Origin of the sequence: Streptomyces sp. NPDC057137, assembly GCF_042670825.1 — a bacterium.
In the GTDB taxonomy this organism is placed as follows: Bacteria; Actinomycetota; Actinomycetes; order Streptomycetales; family Streptomycetaceae; genus Streptomyces.
Window position 1 is genome coordinate 113,915 of record NZ_JBHUUW010000012.1, and the last position, 18,651, is coordinate 132,565.

Annotated in this window: 12 protein-coding genes, 1 tRNA gene, 1 other RNA gene and 2 pseudogenes; 11 read left to right on the forward strand and 5 right to left on the reverse strand. The window is 68.2% G+C overall.

The annotated features are described in order from the left end of the window. Positions 1–53: 53 nt before the first annotated feature. Positions 54–2,366 (forward strand): esterase-like activity of phytase family protein, encoded by a 2,313-nt coding sequence (locus ACFT9I_RS13330; protein ID WP_382563699.1) that lies wholly within the window; start codon positions 54–56, stop codon positions 2,364–2,366. A gap of 187 nt (positions 2,367–2,553) precedes the next feature. On the opposite strand, the gene ACFT9I_RS13335 is transcribed toward ACFT9I_RS13330, so the two are convergent. Then, complete coding sequence (locus ACFT9I_RS13335) at positions 2,554–3,918, reverse strand: tetratricopeptide repeat protein (protein WP_382563700.1); 1,365 nt, start codon at positions 3,916–3,918, stop codon at positions 2,554–2,556. Continuing rightward, positions 3,915–5,435, reverse strand: a complete 1,521-nt coding sequence (locus tag ACFT9I_RS13340) for a DUF4331 domain-containing protein (protein ID WP_382563703.1) — start codon at positions 5,433–5,435, stop codon at positions 3,915–3,917. Before ACFT9I_RS13340 ends, ACFT9I_RS13335 begins: the two co-directional genes overlap by 4 nt. Positions 5,436–5,741: 306 nt before the next feature. On the opposite strand from ACFT9I_RS13340, the gene ACFT9I_RS13345 reads away from it, so the two are divergent. The 7 genes and pseudogenes from ACFT9I_RS13345 to ACFT9I_RS13375 all read left to right on the forward strand — a co-directional run bounded on the left by ACFT9I_RS13345 (position 5,742) and on the right by ACFT9I_RS13375 (position 12,414). Beyond that, positions 5,742–6,410, forward strand: coding sequence for a hypothetical protein (locus ACFT9I_RS13345; RefSeq protein WP_382563705.1), 669 nt, complete (start codon positions 5,742–5,744; stop codon positions 6,408–6,410). A gap of 399 nt (positions 6,411–6,809) precedes the next feature. Continuing rightward, complete coding sequence (locus tag ACFT9I_RS13350) at positions 6,810–7,784, forward strand: hypothetical protein (protein WP_382563706.1); 975 nt, start codon at positions 6,810–6,812, stop codon at positions 7,782–7,784. A gap of 377 nt (positions 7,785–8,161) precedes the next feature. Further along, positions 8,162–8,560 (forward strand): DUF6281 family protein, encoded by a 399-nt coding sequence (locus ACFT9I_RS13355; RefSeq protein ID WP_382563707.1) that lies wholly within the window; start codon positions 8,162–8,164, stop codon positions 8,558–8,560. An 84-nt stretch (positions 8,561–8,644) separates the two neighbouring features. Then, positions 8,645–8,783, forward strand: a pseudogene (locus tag ACFT9I_RS13360) (site-specific integrase); the annotation flags it as partial. Positions 8,784–9,663: 880 nt separating this feature from the next. After that, positions 9,664–10,173 (forward strand): annotated as a pseudogene (locus ACFT9I_RS13365) (transposase); the annotation flags it as partial. Between the two features lie 393 nt (positions 10,174–10,566). Beyond that, positions 10,567–11,574, forward strand: coding sequence for a hypothetical protein (locus ACFT9I_RS13370; protein WP_382563710.1), 1,008 nt, complete (start codon positions 10,567–10,569; stop codon positions 11,572–11,574). A gap of 249 nt (positions 11,575–11,823) precedes the next feature. Further along, on the forward strand, positions 11,824–12,414 hold the full coding sequence (locus ACFT9I_RS13375; RefSeq protein ID WP_382563711.1) for a hypothetical protein: 591 nt from the start codon (positions 11,824–11,826) through the stop codon (positions 12,412–12,414). Here ACFT9I_RS13375 and ACFT9I_RS13380 read toward each other — a convergent pair. The 3 genes from ACFT9I_RS13380 to ACFT9I_RS13390 form a co-directional block, all read right to left on the reverse strand. After that, entirely contained in the window at positions 12,365–13,204 is an 840-nt protein-coding gene (locus ACFT9I_RS13380; RefSeq protein ID WP_382563712.1) for an SAVMC3_10250 family protein, read from the reverse strand. The two genes, ACFT9I_RS13375 and ACFT9I_RS13380, sit on opposite strands and share 50 nt — an antisense overlap. Before the next feature lie 735 nt (positions 13,205–13,939). Then, the gene (locus tag ACFT9I_RS13385; RefSeq protein ID WP_382563714.1) at positions 13,940–14,065 is read right to left on the reverse strand and encodes a hypothetical protein; all 126 of its coding nucleotides are present in this window, start codon (positions 14,063–14,065) and stop codon (positions 13,940–13,942) included. Between the two features lie 573 nt (positions 14,066–14,638). Then, positions 14,639–14,726, reverse strand: a tRNA-Ser gene (locus tag ACFT9I_RS13390). Positions 14,727–14,798: 72 nt separating this feature from the next. On the opposite strand from ACFT9I_RS13390, the gene ffs reads away from it, so the two are divergent. The 3 genes from ffs (at position 14,799) to purD (ending at position 18,560) form a co-directional block, all read left to right on the forward strand. After that, positions 14,799–14,895: signal recognition particle sRNA small type (gene ffs, locus ACFT9I_RS13395), an RNA gene on the forward strand. Positions 14,896–14,939: 44 nt separating this feature from the next. After that, positions 14,940–17,246, forward strand: a complete 2,307-nt coding sequence (locus tag ACFT9I_RS13400) for a DNA polymerase III subunit gamma and tau (RefSeq protein ID WP_382563716.1) — start codon at positions 14,940–14,942, stop codon at positions 17,244–17,246. Positions 17,247–17,303: 57 nt separating this feature from the next. Beyond that, positions 17,304–18,560, forward strand: a complete 1,257-nt coding sequence (gene purD / locus ACFT9I_RS13405; protein ID WP_382563718.1) for a phosphoribosylamine--glycine ligase — start codon at positions 17,304–17,306, stop codon at positions 18,558–18,560. Positions 18,561–18,651 lie beyond the last annotated feature (91 nt).

Sequence of the window (18,651 nt, forward strand, 5' to 3'; positions counted from 1 at the left end):
CCCTGCCCCGCCCCCCTTGCCCTGCCCCTGCCCTGTCGCCCAACGGAGAGACGATGCACCTCAAGAGAACCCACGCCGCGCTCGTGGCCGTGGCTGTCGCAGCCGGCGCGCTGGCCGGTACGGGCGCGGCGAGCGCACACCAGGAGCCGCGGCGGCCGCTCGCCTTCGACCGCACCGCCACCTACCCGGTCTTCCAGAACCGGCCGGCCGGCGAGGACCCGGCCTCCCCGACCGTCGCCGAGATCTCGGCGACGAGCGAGGACGGCCGCACCCTCGTCTACACGGACGCGGCGGCCCGGCGGATCGGCTTCCTCGACATCGGCGAGCCCGACCGTCCGCGCGGTCTCGGCACGCTGTCACTGGCCGAACTCGGCAACGTCGAGGACGAGCCGACCTCGATAGCCGTCGTCGGCAGGTACGTCCTGGTGGTGGTGAACACCAGCGCCGGCTACACCGACCCGTCCGGCCGGCTCGACGTCATCTCGCTGCGCGACCGCCGGCGGGTGGCGAGTTACGACCTCGGCGGCCAGCCCGACTCCATCGCGATCAGCAAGGACAAGCGGTACGCCGCCATCGCGATCGAGAACGAGCGCGACGAGGAGGCGACCCCGCCCGGAGGCGAGGCGGGCGACCTGCCCCAACTGCCGGCCGGCTTCGTGCAGATCGTCGACCTCAAGGGCGACGCGCCCACGCGCTGGCGTACCCGGGCCGTACCGCTGACACAACCGGACGGCAGGGCGCTGCCCGCCCTGGCCGCAGCCGGAATCACCGAGCCGACCGACCCGGAGCCGGAGTACGTCTCCATCAACCGCCGCGACCAACTTGTGGTGACGCTGCAGGAGAACAACGGCGTCGTCGTGCTGGATCTGCCGACGGGCCGGATCACGAAAGCCTTCAGCGCCGGTACGGCGTCGGTCGACGGCATCGACACGGTCGAGGACGGCGCGATCGACCTGACCGGTTCGATCACCGACGTACCGCGCGAGCCCGACTCGGTCGGCTGGATCGACGACCGCTACCTGGCGACCGCCAACGAGGGCGACTGGCGCGGCGGCACCCGGGGCTGGTCCATCTTCGACAGCCGTACCGGCAAGGTCGTCTGGGACGCGGGCAACAGCTTCGAGTCGATCGCCGTGCGCTACGGCCTGCACAACGAGGACCGCGCGGAGAAGAAGGGCACCGAGCCGGAAGGTCTGGCGATCGCCGAGTACGACGGCGTGCGCTACGCCTTCGTCGGCTCGGAGCGGAGCAACTTCGTCGCCGTCTACGACCTGAGCCGGCCGACCGCCCCGGTCTTCCGCCAGGTCCTGGCCACCACCAACGGCCCCGAGGGGCTGCTGCCGATCCCGTCACGGGACCTGCTCGCGGTCTCCAGCGAGGAGGACGACGCCTCGGTCAACGTACGGGCCTCGGTGAGCCTCTTCCGTCTGGGCAGGCACACCCCCGCGTTCCCGAGCATCGTCTCGGCCACGGACCCCGCAGGCTCCGCCGGCGCGCCGATCGGCTGGGGCGCGCTCGGTGCGCTCTCCGCCGTACCCGGCAGGTCGCACCAGCTCTACAGCGTCACCGACGCCGCGTACTCCACCACCAAGATCCTCACCATCGACGCGGCACGCCAACCGGCGGTCATCACCCGCTCGTTGACCGTCAAGGGCGCCGACGGCCGGCCGATCGGTTACGACGCGGAGGGCATCCACGCCCGTCCGCAGGGCGGCTTCTGGCTCGCGGTGGAAGGCACGACCGGCGCGGGCAACAAGCTGGTCCGGCTCGACAAGACCGGCAAGACCCAGCAGGTCGTCCCCCTGCCGGCGGACGTCGCCGCGGGGCTCGCGGGACAGGGCTTCGAGGGGGTCACCGCGACCACCGACCGCACCGGTCACGAGGTGGTCTGGGCCACGCTGCAACGCGAGGTCAAGACCGACCCGGCGGGCACCGTCCGGCTCGGCCGGTACGACGTCGCGGCCGGCACCTGGAGCTGGTACGGCTACCGGATCGGCGCCACCACCACCCCGGGCGACTGGATCGGCCTCTCCGAGATCACCGTGGTCGGCGACAAGCTCGCCGTCATCGAGCGGGACAAACTCAACGGCCCGTCCGCCAGAATCAAGCGGGTGTACACGGTCGACCTCCCGAAGTCCGCTGCCCCCACAGGCCAGTTGCCGGTGCTCCCGAAGAAGCTCGCCCACGACGTGCTGCCCGACCTGCGCGCGACGAACGGCTGGACCCAGGAGAAGCTGGAGGGCCTGACGGTGACCGGTGACGGTGAGGTCTACGCGGTAACGGACAACGACGGCTTGGACAACGCCACGGGAGAGACGGCGCTCCTGGACCTGGGCTCCACCAGGAAGATCTTCGGCCGCGACTGATCCCGGCCCGGTCCTCGGCTTCAGGCCCCCTGCGGTGCGCACCGCAGGGGGCCGTTGCCGCCTGCCCGAGCCCGAGCCCGAGTCTCGGACCAGGCTGCGTACCGTCAGCCGGATCCCAGCACGATCGTGGCGGGTACGACAGCAGGTACGTCGGCGGGTACGGCGATGGCCCCCCGGCGGACGTGCCTCATTTCCTGGTCAACTCCTGCGCCCGCGCGGCATGGTAGGGAGAGAAGTACGGGTTCGTCTCCAGCGCCTCACGCAGGTGGCGCCGGGCCCCGGGCAGCCCGAGGGCGTGTTCGATCGCACCTCGGTGGTAGCGGAACAGCGCGTTGTCCCAGCCGGTCGCGGCCGCCCGACGCGCGTACTCCAGGGCCTCGCCGTCCCGCCCGTCCCGGTGCAGCGCCCAGGCCAGGGCGTCGGCCGTGATCACACTGCGGGTGCGTTTCCACTCCCCGCGCATCAGCTCCACCGCGACCGCCGGGTCGCCGTGGTCGGCGGCGAACAGCGCGAGATACGGGTCGACGGGGCCGCCGTCCGCGCGCAGCAGCCGTACTTGGGCGGCCAACGCGGCCGCCTCTCCGCCCGGCCTGGAATCACCGGCACCGGCCTTGGCGGCCTTGGATGCCTTGGACATCGAAGCTCGCAACTCGACCGCTTCCAGCAGGAACTGCGGCAGCGGAGTCCGTGCCGCCAGCCGTTCGTACGCGTCGAGCGCCTTGTCCGGCTCACCCCGCGCCGCGAGCACCCTGGCCGTCCCCGCGACCGCGTACGGATAGTCCGGCTCGGTGCTCAGGGCGTACCGGTAGTGCTTCGCCGCCCGGTCCAGCTCCCCCCGCGACCAGGCCAGATCGCCCAACCGCGTCTGCGCGAAGGCGCGTTCGCCGGTCGTCGACGCGCTGTCCACGGCCCGCTTCAGGGCGATGGCGGCATCGGCCGGCCGGCCGTTCGTCTCCAGGTCGTAGGCAGCTCTGCTGTACGCCCCTGAGGCGGGCGCCAGATCGAGCAGGCGCTGCGCGGCGGCGCGCGCCGCCTGGTAGTGGCCGAGCTGGATCTCCGCGTCGGCCAGGACGGCGTACCCGTCGGGCCGGTCCGGTGCCATCCGGGTGGCGCGCAGACCGTGTTCGCGGCCCTGGGCGAACTGGTGCCGGGCGTTGGCCAGTTGCCCCCGGCCGACGTCGGCGGCGTAGTTGCCGGTCCTGTCCAGGGCCAGGGAGCGGCGCAGGGCGCGGTCGGCGGCCTCCAGCCGGGCCGCGTCCATCGTGGTCCGGGCCTGTTCGATCTCGGCGCCGGCGAGCGCGGCCCAGCCCACCGGGTCCCGGGGGTACGTCTCCGTACGCTTCCTGGCGGTGTCGAGCGCGCCTGCCGCGAGAGCATCCCCGGCAGGAGCACCCCCGACAGGAACGCTTCCGCCGGGAGCACCCCCGGCAGGCGCGGTGGCGGCCGGGGCGGTGGCCGTGGGGCTCTCGGTGGCGGGCCCCAGATACAGGAGTCCCGCCACACAGCCGGCCACGGCCACCGCCCCGCCCGCCGCGGTGATCAGACGCCTCACGGGCCCGCGTGCGGGAGGTTGAGGTAGGGGAACGTGGTCTGCGCGTCGGCCGGTTCGAGGCGTACGACAGGGTCGGGCAGCAGCTCCCGCGCGGACGGCCCCGCGGGCTCGCCCTCCAGCATCCTGATCAGCGGCCCGTCGATGTTGTCGTTGAGGCGCCGCCCGTTGGGGAAGCCCTGGAGGTCGCCGTCGAGCACGCCGTGCGCCTTGGGGGCCGCGGTCAGCGGGGTGGTGAGGTTGAGCCGCAGCTGCTCGGCGAGCACGATGCGCGACGGATCGGCGTCGGCGTTCATGGTGTGGCTGTTGAGGTCGAAGCCGAACAACGACCCGTTGGACTTCCCGATGCCCTTCATGAACAGGGCCTGGATGTCGCGGCGCGGAGTCGCCGGAGCCTTGCGGCCCTGGGCTCGCTCGATGCGCTTCGGTGGTACGGGGTCGAGCGTCGCCGCCAGGAAGTCGGCGTCCAGGTGGTCGTCCTTCGGGGCGCGTGCCTGGAAGCGGTCCTCCGGCCCGCCCGGCTTCGCGAGCCCGACGGTCGACCCGTGGACGGCGAACGCGACGTGCGGGGTGCCGTTGCGGGAGACCTGCCGGTAGGAGGGGGCCTGCGCGGCCAGGCTCCGGCCGAGGTCCGCGCCCTCGCGCGAGACGGACGACCAGACGCCGACGACCGGATTGCGCCGGGCGTCACCGGCCAGCGCCACCTCGCTCTTGGGCACCTGGAGCACCAGACTGTTCACGTTGAGGGCGGACAGCGGCTGGGCGTCGGGCAGCCAGCCGGGCACCGGTCCCGAGGTCCCGGCGACGAACAGGCCGAAGACCTGGGTGTCCGCCTTGAACGACTCCGCCGCCTGCGTGGCGACCGTACGGCCACCGCCCGGCAGGTCGCGGATCGCCTGGGTGCGCAGCTTGCCGTAGTTCGGCATCAGGGCGCGCCCCGTGTGGGTGGGGGCGGCGACGGCGTCGCGCAGCAGCGTCGTGGCGGTGCCGTCCGCGGCGACCTTCTCCAGGGTGTACTTCTGCCGGACACCCAGCGACCGGTCGTCCAGTGAGTTCACGGGCAGCGGACCGACTTTCGGACCCGCCCCGAACGGGCGGCGGTCCTCGTTGCGGAACGTCCAGCGGTAGGTCGCGTCGGGCGCTCCGTCCCCGTCGGCGTCCGTATGGATCTCATACCGTGCGCCCGTCGCGAACGGGTGGTCGACCAGCGCGTTGGCCGCCGTCCCCGGCAGCTGGAAGGGCCGTACGTTCGCGATGAGGGTGACCGTGCCGGTGTCCTCGGGGCTGGTGAAGGCGTAGACGTCCGTGATGTCCGTCGCGCTGTCCCGCAGTGAGGAGGGCGCGTCGATATGGCCGCCCGCCTCACCGACGCCGGTGAGCGGGCCCGCCACCGACGCGGCGGTCAGGGCCGCAGTGGCCGCGGCGAGCGCCCCGAGCTTCCGGCGGGTGGGGCCGGGGTTTCGGTACGGGAGCCCCGGCCCCTGGCCGGCGGGTCGGTCGGAGGCAGGAGTGCTTGCCATTTCGGGCATGACGTTCTCCAGTGCTGTGTGTGGGGGAGTTCCACCAGAGTGAGGCGCTGTTGATCTTCGAATGGCCAATGCCGCTCCGCATCACCGCATCGTGCTGATTTCTTCCGTCCCCTGGGCTAACGAACGGTTAAAACCGCGCACTTCTATGCATCAATGGGCATACCTGGCTAAAAGATGCGCCTCCGTCGTCACGGTTGACCTCAGACGAACTCTGGTGTTGCGCAGCTTTGTTGGGTTCCGGCGTGTCCTGGATCCAGGACACGCTTCACGTCAGCAGCAGAGAAAGAGCTCATACGTATGCGCGCACTCCGTCGTCTCACCGTCCTTGCCGCAGTGGCCGCACTCACCGTGCCGCTCGGTATGACCGCCGCCGGGGCAGCCGCCCCGCAGCAGTCGGCAGCCGCCCCCGAGGTCGCCGTCGCCGAGCCCTTCCCGGGCGCCTACATCTCCCCGTGGGGAGACGCGCAGGTGGCCCTGGGGGACGAAGCGATCGCGTGGATGAAGCGCGAAGGCATCACGCTCGAAGCCATCAGCCCGTTCCGCATGGACGCGGACCGTCGCGGCTTCTCCATGCCGATCGGATCGACGGCCGGTGACGGTCTCGACTCGAAGGGCCGGATCTTCTACCCCGGCGGGCTGCGCTTCCACCACAAGGCCTCCGGCAAGGCCATCACGCTGCAGTCCACCTTCATCCGTGTGATGCCGACCCCGGCCTACTCGGCGGGCGTGTCGGTCGACGGGAAGCGGCTCTCCGAAGAGGTCTCGATCGCCGAGTCCACCTACACCGAGGTGATGGCCGGGGCCCGCCCCAGCTTCACCGGCTTCCGCATCAAGCAGGCCCCCTTCTACCTGACACAGGAGGCCGCCGACCTGTTCACCTCGGTGACGGGCGGCGAGTCGCCGCGCGTCGGCAGCCTGTTCGGGACGCTCACCCCGAACTTCGACTACGTCCCCACCCGGGGCTAGAGGTTCCGCACCACGAGCAGTAGCAGTAGTAGCAGCCGCCGCCGCGTCGCGAGCCCTCCTGGGGTACGCGACCGGCGGCGGTCCTGCGCGGGCGCCGGCCGCCTGCGGGGCTGGCCCCACCGCCCTCACGGGCATCAGCGGCGGAGTTCCTTTTCACAGGTCAGCGTGGTTAATGGCACAGTGAGACAGCAGACGCGCACCCAGGGCGGGGTGCGCCGACCTGGCACCCGGCAAGCGGTGGTTGCGTTGCGGCGCTCAGTAGCGCGGGGGTTAATTCCACAGGAATTGTAAGGAAAGCTGAGTCAATCATCGAGTTACTCCATTGAATTAATGGTGAAACAGTGCCCAATTCCCTAGGGTCGTGGGCACCGCCTAACCAAAGAATCCCGTGAGGCACTCATGACGAAGCTCGGCCATCTCTACTCCCTCTTCGACAGTGTGGAGCTGCCGGAGAACCTGCCCTACACCCAGTGCAGCAAGTGGGAGCTGAAGTTTCTGTACCTGGTGGGCCGGCATCACCTCACGGGCCAGGACCGCATAGTCGAACTGGGCTCGGGAGGCGGCGGATCGACGTACGCGCTCGCGCTCGGCCTGCACGAGAGCCCCGTGTTCGACGAGAAGGCGGGTCGGCTGCACTCGTACGACTTCTTCCGCGTCGGCAAGGGCACGTACGCCACGGAGAAGTTCTTCGACTCCGGGCACAAGCCCGCGGAGGACAACTCGTTCCTGGACGACTTCAAGAGGCGCCTGGATCCGTTCCTGCCGTTCCTGGAGATCCACGCCGGTGACCTGTGGCAGACGTCGGACCCGAAGGACACCAGCCCGGTCGAGTTCCTGCACATAGACATAGCCAAGACGGCCCAGGTCTTCCAGTGCGTGTCGGAGCGGTTCCTCACGCGCATGCGGCCCGGGACCGTCGTACTCCACCAGGACTTCGCGGGTCCCCGCCTGCCGTGGCTGCACCACAGCACCGGCGCCCTGCTGCCGTACATCGAGATCGCCGGCCCGCCGATCCGCTCCACGCTCGCCTTCGAGGTGACCGAGCAGATCCCCGACGACGTCATGAAGCGCATCACCGAGGACGACTACACCGTCGACGAGAAGCTCGCGCTGATCTCCAACGTCCAGGACCGCATCGACCGCGACCACACCGACGGCATCCCCTTCAAGTCCGTGCTGGAGATGGGCAAGGCGTTCGTCTGCCACTACGACGGCCAGCACAAGCGCGCCTGGTCGATCGCCAAGCGGCTCCAGACGGACGAGTACCTGAGCCGGACCCGCGCCGATCACTTCGCCCAACTGAAGAAGGCGTACGAGGCCGAGCCCAAGGTGACGACGATGGGAAGGCTCAAGAAGCTGGTGGGCATGAAGTAGCCGCCCGCAGGTGGGGACTAGGCCACCACAGGCTCCGACGTCCCCGACGTTCTGTCGAGCCCTGCCACCTCGCTTCGATCTGCTCGTGGACCTGGCCCATGCCGGCCGTCAAGAACGACCTGCGAGGCCGACTTCCGCTTCAACACCCACGACCACGACTTCACGAACAAGCCGACCACAACTGCTCGAACAAATATGACATCCGCTCAGTTGGCACTCATGAGGCCGGACATATCTTCGGACCGGTGCCTATGTTGGATCGGGACACCAGAACCTCACCGTGTATACGAACATGTTCGTATACACGGCAAAGGGCAAGGGGCCCTCGGCGAGGGAGACGTCCTCGATCTTCGCAGCATCTACTGAGGAGGATGTCTATGAGCTGGGCCGGACGATCTGCGGGTGTGCTGCTGGCGGCAACCATGGTGGTGTCGGCCACCGCATGCACGGCCGACAGCGACGGCGACGGCGGCGAGCAGGCGGGGTCCTGCGCGCTCCAATTCACTTACGAGGGCCGAACGTATCGAGACGTCGCGAATGTGGACTTCGCGATCGCCGACAAGCTCGGTACCGCCACCAAACCCCCTTGTGACGACACCGGCGGCCAGGACGAAGCAGAGGGGGCGGGGACCACGGAGACCGCCTACAAGGTGAACGGCATCTCCCCGACGGTGGCCATCGCCGTCGGAGAGACACCGGAGGAAGCTATATTCGTCGCCTCCTACTCCGGCTCGAAGCTTCCGCCTGAGGTGCAGAAACTGATCGACGGCCCATGACGCGAGGCGCGGGGCACAGCTATCTGATCTCCTGCGGCCCGCGTCCACGCTTGCGAAACGTCTCCCGTGGAGGTACCTCTGGTGCCCAGCACGGACTACGAGGCGTGGAAGCAGCTTCTTGGACGCGAAGGTTCGCGATGGGCGCCTGCACGACGCCAGGCACGCAGCCGCGACGCTCCAGCTCATCCTTCTGCTCATCCTCGGAGTCCCCGAACGGGTCGTGACGCACATCAGTTGGGGTGGTGATCCGAAGAGGAGGGCCCCGAGGGGGCCGTCAATTATTGCCCGGTGAGAGCAATGGCTGCGGGTACGAGACTCGAACTCGTGAGGGTTTGCCCCCAACACGCTTTCCAACTGTTCGTGGTGCAGTCCGGCACGGTTCACCGCCGTGCTGGGCTGGGACGGAGCGTAACCGGCCACCCCTGCCGGACCTCCGCGAACGGAGGTGAATGCAACCCGAACTGCAACCCTTCCGAGCCGGTCGTGGGCTCCGGAGTGGTCGCACCCGCAGCGTGCCGGCCACAGACAGGTTCCCCTGTCGGTGTCGGATGTGATGACTCTGTCAGAGAAGCAGGGGGGGGCCACGGCAATCGAATGGGATCGTGTCGGGCAGCCGCTGTTCGACCGCATGGCGGAGGCCTTGGTGCACCGCCTGTACGACGCACGAGCAGAAGTACGGGCAGTCGACGGACGCGGTGGGGATGCCGGTATCGACATCGAGGTGAGGTCCGGCTCACGGCTTCGGATCTTCCAGTTGGAGTACCACCCGGATGGCTTCCCACTTCTGCCCGTGCCCGCAGGAAGTCCATCAAGGAGTCATTCGCACGCCGATGGCCCATGACTCGTACGAATGGGTGCTGGCGGTTCCCTGCACGCTCGGGCCTGGTGAGCGGGCCTTCGTGGAGAGCCTGGCTGACGGGAGGTCCTTGCAGCGCTAGACGCCGGTCCGGCCGGAGGTGCCCGTGTCGTCCCTTCGACCCATAAACAGGGAGCACTACAGGCTGTATCTACCGTCGATTGATCCCCACCGGCCCCTGGAACCCAATTCACTTGGCCTGTCTGGTTACGCAAAGCAGACTTAATGCGAATCACCGGGCTAGCCTCGACTCCTCGTGAAGGCGCCGTCGCTGCCCCAAGATGGCGGTCGGCGCCGCCACGGCGATCGGGAGGTTCTGGCGAGACCGTGTTCGTGGCCAAGTCAGGCTGTACGTGGCTGCAGTTGGCAATTATGGGGCGTACATCCCCGTGATCACTGAGCCGACCCGTCTGCCTATGTCCGTCGCGATCTGCGGTGCCAACGTCTACGACAGCCAAGCCCTGATCCCGCTTGCGAAGGGCGATGCCCCGTCGGCGCAGGCCTCGCAAGCTCCACGCCGACAAGGGATACGACTACCGCCACCTGCGGCAATGGCTGTCCCGACGCGGAATCCAGTACGGCATCGCGCGCAAAGGCATGGAGACCCCGCAGTGACTCAGCCGACACCGCTGGACCATCGAACGCACCGGGTCCCGGCTCGCCGGCTGCCGAGGACTCCACCGCTGCTACGAACGCAGGGCCGATACACTTCCTGGCCTTCACCAGCATCATCTGCTACCGCCGACGCGCCAAATGAAATTAGTGGAGGCGTGGCACCAGGAACAGGACCAGATCTCCTCGTCCCACACAGTCGGCAGCACCGGCCGGCCACCGCCACATCGCCCGTCCGCACACATCGCACTCCACAAGCGGCTCCTCACATGCCTCGGGGCGTGACCCCAATCCGCTGACATTGGGTGCCTTACCAAACACCCTGGACGGGATAAAACGCTCTTTGAGAAGCCGTATGTGCGCTGGCCGGTGTCGATCATGCCGCAACTTCATCCACAGTCATGGCACCCTGAGATCCCCATCCGTGCGGGCATTCAAACCAAATTCATTCGATCGTGTCCATTCCCGGAGGAAAGGTAAAGATCGGAAGACCCCATAGTAATCTTCTCGGGACCCAGTCGGTTGCGAGAGGATATTGATGTCCAATATTTTTGCCGCCATCACTGCGCAGTCCCTACGGAACTTTGGTGAAGAGCCTGTCTGTGCACACATAGGCGATGTCGAAATGTGTACGGTAAAGAGGCATCCAACCTATCGGGAACTCCGGAATCAGGTCCGGCTGGGTCGGACAAAGACTAAATCGAATCTTCGCACGTGGGAGACAATCGTCACTCTGGCGAAAGAAGGTGAGAAAAAGGAACGGGAGAAGTGGCTTCTGATTGCTCTGGACTTGGTCGCAAGCAACCTTGACGGCTGGGCGCGTGACCTCGCCAGGACGTGGCATTACGAAGTTTCCGATATTAAATCAGCGATTGTGGAAGGTTTGCTCAATAAATGGGATGAGATGCCAGCCGGTGAAACCTCGAACAAGTTGCTCGACGACATGATGAAGCATGCTTTTAATTGCGCTCGAGCTCTGGTGGAGCACCCGTCCAAAGAAGCATGCACCGAGGACGTGAGCTACTGGGCTCCAGAAGTTTCCCACTCCACCGAAACTGTAGTACTCGCGTCGTCCATTATCGACTCGGGATCGGTGCTGAATCCGGATGCTGATGAAAGGATCCGCGGCGAGCGAGTGGGGGCTCTGCTGCACCGGATGGGTGTCATGAGTCATGTGAAGGAAGTTCACGAAAAAATTCGCGAGGGCATGCACCGTCGAGCTAATTCTCCCGTAATTACCCCTGCCCAAGTAGGGCGTTCATGGGTGGACGGAAAGAACATCTATTACCACTTCTCGGAGCTGCTGCCGCAGTACATCGCGTTCAAGGAAGCTGCGAAGGCCGTAGGGCTCTCGGAGTCGCAGGCTTCACGAAGGGCCCGGAGTGGGGCCAGCCCCTTTCGTGTGCTGTGGGTGGGTAATAATAGGGTGGTGACGCTCGCATCCCTTATGCAGGCACTCAACATCCCAGACCCCGTGCTGCACCCCGACGATGTGGAAAATGGAGCCTTTCACGCAAGTGGCGGTGCGGACCAAACGGATCAGTAGGCAAAGAGATAACCCATGAGGCTGACCTCGTGGGGGGGGAGGGGGGGGAGGACGGGCCGCACTGCCCTTCCTCTCCCATCTCCGCCCATGCGAATCGCGCGGTTTTTGCTCTCTGATTTCGTGGTGGGCCGGCCAAGTGGTCGCGAAGAGGACCAGGTACGTGGGTCCTCGGAGTGTCGAAGTGCTTGCGCTGGAAATCGAAATGGCCTCGTGGTGGCTCGCCGGGGACAGAAATAGGAGAATTCGACGATGTCGACGGCTATTGGCTTACTCCTCGCTGCGGGAATCGTCTGCACGGGATACACGCTGGGTGCAGCACACGCGATTCGGCGACGCGACCGTGATCTCGAAGTGATGCGCGGCCAGGTCGATGCCCAGTTACTTTTCGCAGAACAGCAGTTCCAAAAGCAGCTAGCCGCCGAAAAGGATCGGCGCAGGGAAGAGCGGGTGGGGCTGGCATACGAGGCTCTGGGTCGCTGGTTGCATGATCTCGACCGGACTATCGACGAGGTGTGGGCAGGCGCGCATTCGACGGAAGAGTCAATTCACGCCAAGGCGGAGCTGATCGTGCGGCACTGGCCTTGGGAGACACTTGTCGTTCCGGTCGAGGCGAGTGGCGCGCGGCTCTACTGGGGCAGCGAGGTGAGAGTGCTGATCAGGAGGTTTGCCGGCGAATCCTCGTGCTTCGTTACTTGGGCGCGAACGGCGCTCGACCAGGGCTTGGGTGACGACGGGGCACAGGACGACGCCCGCCGACGGTTGTGGGAGTCGTTCAACAACATGCACGGGATTATCGACGAGATCCGCGATCAGGCGCGTGGCGACCTGGGGGTTCGTTAGCGAGTTCAGGTTGGAGACCGCGTCTGGCTGTGCGACGTCGCCACCAATTCAGCCGCGCGGGACGCTGGGGAGCGTTTTCGACGTACAAGGGTGTGGCGACGACGAGTCGATTTACGTCGGCCTGGCTTCCCGTGTCGATCAGGACCTTCGCGTAGCCGCGCATCCTGCTGCGGGAAGGAGGCGGATGGTCACGGCTCATCCACGAGTACAAACCGAGACAGGCGTCTTCGATGCTGCCGATCGGGCTTCGATTCGGCAGCATCTCTGTTAGGAACTCCGGGATTACTCCTACGCCGTGTGCGTCACGGCGTGCGATCTCCGCGATCATCGCGTGTATCCAGGAGGTGCCAGAGCCAAAGCGTCCGGCGGACTGTGCTTCAACACGTAAGTGCTGAACCGATCCACACAAGAGCAGGCCGGTGTTGGCGACCGCGGAATCCTGGGCTGGAGCAGCGCCTACGAGCAGTACTACGTCGTCCGGCACCGTCCCACTGTCCTCATGTGCTGTCTTGAGTGCCATGTCCAAGTCGAACGCGATCCACTGGTTGGGGCGCAGATCTGGAGTGCTCAGAGTGGACGGAGCGTGGTGTTGCACCAAACGCTTGACTGCTCGGTCCAACGCCGCTTCAGTCACCAGGGTGCTGGCTGCCGGGACGCCGAGGTCGACCTGGGCGGTCACTGGCCCCGCCGGAACCTGGAGCGAGCCGCTGAGGAACGGCAACCGGGGGTCCGTGGCACCCAGAAGGCAGGCGTTGAGTTTCTGCTCCGAGAGATAGACCAGGTCGTACAAGTGAACCTCCGCTCAACTCGGTCTACGGTCGTAGCCTGGACAGGCCTGCTCTCCGTCAAACCTAGGTGGTTCTTGCCAATCGGTACTGCTCCAGTGCAGCAGACGAGCCGCAGGGCGCATCCGCAGCTTGCCGTCCGTGCGCCGTGCGTGCTCGGCGGCATGGGTGAAGAACGTCCCGGCCCGGCCGCCGAAGTACTCGCAGTGGCAGGTGCGCAGAGGATTGAAGGTCACGTGAAGCCGGGTTCAGCGATCTCCGGCGGACGCATCATCCAGGCCCCAGTTTCGCCACTAGCTCCGGGGCGAGCCGGTCATCCTCACGCATGCTCGTGATCGAACGTTGGAGAAGACCCGGCTCACTCTGGAACCGGGTGACAACACGGGCGATGACGTATCGATGCAGAACCTCCGCTGGGATGTTGGCATGCCCCGGGGGCTCCTCTCCCGTGCAGTGGGGGCATCCCTCGTACTTATCAGCTCCGGGGAAGGCGTCCGACTCCCCGCCTGCCGAGTAGAAATGAAGCAGGCGACAACCCACACGATCTCCGGCGGCCCCAACTCCCTGTCCTCTGCTGAAGACAGGTGGTGATCGTTCCAGAGGCGAGCCGCGGTCTCGTCGTTCGCAACGGAGTCCAGAGGCGGCATCTCTGAGCGCATCAGGGACGAGAGGCTGACGGGATGGGGCTCCCAGCCGAGTGCGCTGTGCAGGAGAGTGGCCAATTTGTCTCCTGGGTTTCTCTAGAAGATGAGGTCTTCGCCGTAGGCGTTGACGAAGTGCAGGACGTGGTCCGTCGGGGCGAACTCGACTCCGGACATCTCTTCCAGGTGGGCGAGAACGGACTGCCTACCTCGGTATCGCCCCACGTAGCGACGGGCCTCTGCGACGAAGGCCCATGGTCGTGTCGGCCAAGACCGCATTGGGGCTGATGCCGATCGGTTTCGGGTGGTTGAAGGGATCGGTCGACGGAGCGTGTGTTGCTTTCGCCCCGAGCTGGGGTGCTGCAGGATGATCTCGTGTTGCCGCTCAGCAGACAGACCGGGTTCGTGTGAAAGATTGAGACTGAGAACTGCCGTGGTCACCTGATGGTCGACTCCTTGGCGCAGCCCCTCGGGGACGGGTCTCACGGCACGGCGTCGCTCTCAGCGACAAGGCGAGTGCGGGCCTCCCGGCGCGGATGAGGATGCATGGCGCAGCACCCCGCTCCGCCCGGCCGAGAGTGGTGTCGCTCCGCGACGTGTGCGCCCAGCAGCGGATACACCGGCAACGAGGAGGACGACGAGCGCCGGAAATGCCAGGACGCCCCTGCCCCGGGAGGCCGGGGCCACAATAGGTTGAAGGGCTTCGCCGGCCGGCGACACCTGACACCCTCCCCGCTACGTCGAAGGCCCGCCATCGCTAGCGACGGCGGGCCTTCGACTATTGCCCGGTGAGAGCAATGGCGGAGGATACGAGATTCGAACTCGTGAGGGGTTGCCCCCAACACGCTTTCCAAGCGTGCGCCCTAGGCCACTAGGCGAATCCTCCGCGACGAACCATACAAGACGTTGAGCGGTGCTCGCGAACTCGTAGTCGGGGGTGGGCATCGGGTACTGTGAGCGCAGCCCCTCACGTGGCGCTATCTGACTGAACTCCCCCAGGGCCGGAAGGCAGCAAGGGTAGGTTGGCTCTGGCGGGTGCGTGGGGGGCGTCTGCGTTGGCGGGGGTGGGATGTCGTAGCGGGCCGATATCGTCGTAGGTGTGTCGTCCCTAGCGCTGTACCGCCGTTACCGCCCCGAGTCGTTCGCCGAGGTCATCGGGCAGGAGCATGTCACTGACCCGCTGCAGCAGGCCCTGCGTAACAACCGGGTCAATCACGCGTACCTGTTCAGCGGGCCGCGGGGCTGTGGGAAGACCACCAGTGCGCGCATTCTCGCGCGCTGTCTGAACTGCGAGCAGGGGCCCACGCCGACCCCCTGCGGGGTCTGCCAGTCCTGTCAGGACCTGGCCAGGACCGGGCCCGGGTCGATCGATGTCATCGAGATCGACGCCGCTTCGCACGGTGGTGTGGACGACGCCCGTGATCTGCGCGAGAAGGCCTTCTTCGGGCCGGCCGGCAGTCGGTACAAGATCTACATCATCGACGAGGCGCACATGGTCACCCCGGCGGGCTTCAACGCCCTGCTGAAGGTCGTCGAGGAGCCGCCGGAGCATCTCAAGTTCATCTTCGCGACCACCGAGCCCGAGAAGGTCATCGGCACGATCCGGTCGCGTACGCACCACTATCCGTTCCGGCTGGTGCCGCCCGGGACGCTGCGGGACTATCTCGGCAAGGTGTGCGGCGAGGAGCGGATCCCGGTCGCCGAAGGCGTGCTGCCGCTCGTCGTGCGGGCCGGTGCCGGGTCCGTGCGGGACTCGATGTCCGTCATGGACCAGCTTCTCGCGGGTGCCGCCGAGGACGGTGTGACGTATGCCATGGCGACGTCTCTGCTGGGGTACACGGACAGTTCGCTGCTCGATTCGGCGATCGACGCCTTCGCGGCCGGCGACGGGGCGGCGGCCTTCGAGGTCGTGGACCGGGTCATCGAGGGCGGCAACGACCCGCGACGGTTCGTCGCCGACCTGTTGGAGCGGTTGCGGGACCTGGTCATCCTGGCCGCCGTTCCGGACGCCGGTACGAAGGGGCTCATCGACGCCCCCGACGACGTGGTCCAGCGGATGCAGGACCAGGCGTCGGTCTTCGGGGCCGCCGAGTTGAGCCGGGCCGCCGACCTCGTCAACACCGGGCTCACCGAGATGCGGGGCGCCACCTCGCCCAGGCTCCAGCTCGAACTGATCTGCGCGCGTGTGCTGCTGCCCGCCGCCTTCGACGACGAACGGTCCGTACAGACGCGGCTCGACCGGCTGGAGCGGGGGGTGTCCGCGGCGGCGTTCTCGACCGGGGGGCCCGCACCCGCCATGGGGTACGTCCCCGGGCCCGAGGCCCATCCGGCGGGCCCCGGCCTCGGCAACGGACCTGCGGCGGCGCGGGCCGCCGTGCAGGGCGAGGGCGGTGGTGAGGGCGGTGGCGGCGGTACGCCTGGGCCGGTGCCCCCGCCTCCCGAGCCCGCCCCCGCCGCTGAGCCCGCGCCCCCGAGCGGCAACCGACCCGGCGCCTGGCCCGGTGCCTCGGCCCCCGCCCAGGCCGCCCCGGCCGCCCCCGAGCCCGCCCGTAAGCCCGGTGGCTGGCCCACCGCCTCGACCCCCGGGCGCGGCCCGGGGACCCCCGAACCAGCGGCCCAGGCCCCGGCCCCCGCCGCAGGCCCGCCGGCCCATGAGCCCGCCGGTCCCGTCATGGCCCAGGGCGCCGGGCAGGTGCGGAACATGTGGCCGGACATCCTGGAGGCGGTGAAGAACCGCCGTCGCTTCACCTGGATCCTGCTCAGCCAGAACGCGCAGGTGGCGGGCTTCGACGGGACGACCCTCCAGCTCGGCTTCCTCAACGCGGGCGCCCGCGACAACTTCGCCAGCAGCGGCAGTGAGGAGGTGCTGAAGCAGGCGCTTTCCGAGCAGTTCCACGTGCAGTGGAAGGTCGAGGCGATCATCGATCCGTCGGGCGGCACCCCGCAGCCGCCCGCCCCCGGCGGCGGAGGCGGAGGCGGCTGGAACGGCGGCAACAACCCCGGAGGCGGGGGAGGCGGGGGTGGAGGCTTCGGCGGCGCGGACGGCGGCGGCGGCGGAGGCTCCAGACCCCCGGCACCCGCCCCCTCCCAGCGCCCCGCACCCCCGGCGCCACCCGCCCAGTCCTCCGCAGGCTCCAACTCGGGCTCCAACTCCGGCCCCGGTTCCGGCTCCGCGATGTCCGGCGCGTACGCCCCCGCCGCGTCCGCGACCGCCGCCCCCGGCCGTACGACGCCCGAACAGCGCCGCCCGTCGGACGGCCCCGCGGCGGCTCCCCGCCACGTCGCCCCCGAGGACGACACTCCTGAAGAGGACGACGCCGACCTCGTCGACTCCGCGCTCTCCGGCCACGACCTGATCGTCCGCGAGCTGGGCGCCACCGTCGTCGAGGAGTATCCGAACGACTGACCCCCGGCGCCGGACACCGGGTCGGCCACCCACCCCGTCCCCGCTAGGCTGCCCCCCGTGAAGGTCCTTGTCATCGGCGGCGGTGCCCGCGAACACGCCCTGTGCCGCTCTCTGTCCCTCGATCCCGACGTCACCGCTCTGCACTGCGCACCCGGCAACGCCGGTATCGCCGAAGTCGCCGAGCTGCACACGGTCGACGCCATGGACGGTGCGGCCGTCGCCCGGCTCGCCACCGAGCTGGAGGCCCGGCTCGTCGTCGTCGGACCCGAGGCGCCGCTCGTCGCCGGGGTCGCCGACGCCGTACGGGACGCGGGCATCGCCTGCTTCGGCCCGTCCGCCGAGGCCGCGCGACTGGAGGGCTCCAAGGCCTTCGCCAAGGCCGTGATGGCCGCCGCGAGCGTTCCCACCGGGCGCAGCTACGTCTGCACCACCCCCGAGGAGATCGACACGGCCCTCGACGCCTTCGGCGCCCCCTTCGTCGTCAAGGACGACGGTCTCGCCGCAGGCAAGGGCGTCGTCGTGACCGACGACCTCACCGTCGCCCGCGAGCACGCGCTCGCCTGCGGCCGTGTCGTCATCGAGGAGTTCCTCGACGGCCCCGAGGTCTCCCTCTTCGCCATCACCGACGGCCGTACGGTGCTCCCGCTGCGCCCCGCCCAGGACTTCAAGCGGGCGCTCGACGGCGACGAGGGCCCCAACACCGGTGGCATGGGCGCGTACTCCCCGCTCCCGTGGGCCGACCCCAAGCTGGTCGACGAGGTCCTGGAGACGGTCCTCCAGCCCACCGTCGACGAACTGCGCCGCCGAGGCACGCCCTTCTCCGGACTGCTCTACGCGGGCCTGGCGATCACCAGCCGCGGGGTGCGCGTCATCGAGTTCAACGCCCGGTTCGGCGACCCCGAGACGCAGGTGGTCCTGGCCCGGCTGAGGACCCCGCTCGCCGGTGTCCTGCTGGCCGCCGCCGAGGGCCGGCTCGCCGATCTGCCGTCCCTGGTGTGGCGCGACGACGCGGCGGTAACGGTGGTCGTGGCCTCGCACAACTACCCCGGTACGCCGCGTACCGGCGACCCGATCGAGGGTCTGGCCGACGTCGTCGCGCAGGATGCGCCCGACGCGTACGTCCTGCACGCCGGGACCCGGCTGGACGACGACGGCAGCACGGTCCTCAGCGCCGGCGGCCGTGTGCTGTCCGTCACAGCGACCGGCAAGGATCTCGCGCAGGCTCGGGAGCGGGCGTACGCCGCCGTGGACCGGATCCGGCTGGACGGTTCGCAGCACCGCACGGACATCGCCCGCAAGGCCGCCGAAGCCTGAACCGGAGCCCTGCGCCGAGGCCGAACCCCGGCCCCGGCCCCGGCCCAGCCCGGAACCCGTCCCTGATCCCCTCCCCGATCCCCGTCCGACC